1 protein-coding gene is annotated in these 1,393 nt (G+C 66.8%); it reads right to left on the bottom strand.

Annotated features, from left to right (window positions below; genetic code table 11):
• Positions 1–1,252: IS21 family transposase (gene istA, locus AS96_RS00625; RefSeq protein WP_036284512.1), on the bottom strand; the 1,252-nt coding region annotated here is incomplete at its 3' end.
• Positions 1,253–1,393 lie beyond the last annotated feature (141 nt).

The following is a 1,393-nucleotide window of genomic DNA, read 5'->3' as shown; positions in this document are numbered from 1 at the left end:
CCTGCCGGAGGAAGTACCCGCGCGTCCAGAGCCCCGACACCGTCTCCGCGTGCGCGGGCGCGTGCTCGGGGTCGGTGACGTAGCCGTTGCGGCGCGGGCCGTGCTGGTGGGTGGCGATGATCTCCCCGCCGGAGAGCACGTCGATCTGCTCCCCGATGACCCGGACATCGACGGTGAGGCCGGCGAACCGGTGTGGGACGGAGTACTTGATCGTGTCGAGCTGGATATGCCAGTCCCGGTGAACCTTCGCCTTCCGCCAGACCACCGGCTCCCAACGCCGCACCGGCAGCGAGAGCAGCTCGCCCTGCTCGTGCTCGGTGAACCAGTCGCGACGCGACCGGGATTCGCCGCGGAACGGGGTCCGGTCGTTGATCGCGTCGACCTGGGCGGCGACGGCGGTGTTCAGCTCGTCCAGCGACGCGAACACCCGATCGGCGAGGTAATGGATCACCCAGTTCGTGACGACCTTCACCCCCGCTTCGACATGCCCCTTGTCGCGGGGACGATATGAGCGGGTCGGGACCGCGGCGGTGGCGTAGTACTCCAGGAACTCCGCATAGACAGAGTTCACGTCCCTGGCCTTCTCGGTCCGGGAGATCTGGTTCGACGCGGTCGACGCGTTGTCCGGGATCACGACCTGGGTGACGCCGCCGAAGTGCTCGAACGCGCGCCGGTGCGCGTCCAACCAGGCCGGCTGCTTCTCATCCAGACACCCGTAGGCGAACACCATCCCGGAGAACGGCAACGACGCGACGAACACCGACACCCGCGTCGTCTCCCTCGTGATCGGGTCCGTGAGCTGCATCTGCGTCCCAGCCCAGTCGACCTGCATCGAATGTCCGGGAACGTGCGCGATCGGGAGCGTCAGATCGTTCACGCGGACGTGCTCCGCGACGATCTGGCAGAACCGCTCATACCCATAGAACCGTGCACCGGCCGGGGCGTCGGTCTCCAGATACCGTGCCCACAACACCTTCAACGGCGGCTTCTTCCGCCCCAGCCGGGCTGCGACGACCCGCTCGATATCGACCGGGACGAACTCCTCGACCACACTCTTGCGACCATCGGTGAACAGCCGATCGATGTCCTCCAACGACAGCCCGTCGACCTGCTCCCGCGTCGTGAACCCCTCCTCATCGAGCACCCGCCGGGCCCTGGCGATCGCGCGATGCGAGCACCCCGCCATCGCCTCGATCTGCCTATACGCATACCCCTGCAACAGCAGGCCCATCACAAACCGGTAGTCCGTCATCGCCGACGCTCCTCTCCACCAGCGACCAGCCCTTGGCCGCGGCGAGAACCATCCTCGAACCCACCATCAGAGCGCTACCGTGTCCCCGCGCGCGTGCTACCAGATCGTTACATCCGCGCTACCCGAAGCCCCGTCTTAACA

It is taken from the genome of Microbacterium sp. MRS-1 (genome assembly GCF_000585455.1).
In the GTDB taxonomy this organism is placed as follows: domain Bacteria; phylum Actinomycetota; class Actinomycetes; order Actinomycetales; family Microbacteriaceae; genus Microbacterium; species Microbacterium laevaniformans.
Note: the sequence above shows the minus strand (reverse complement) of the source record. Positions and strands in the feature narration are given on the sequence as shown.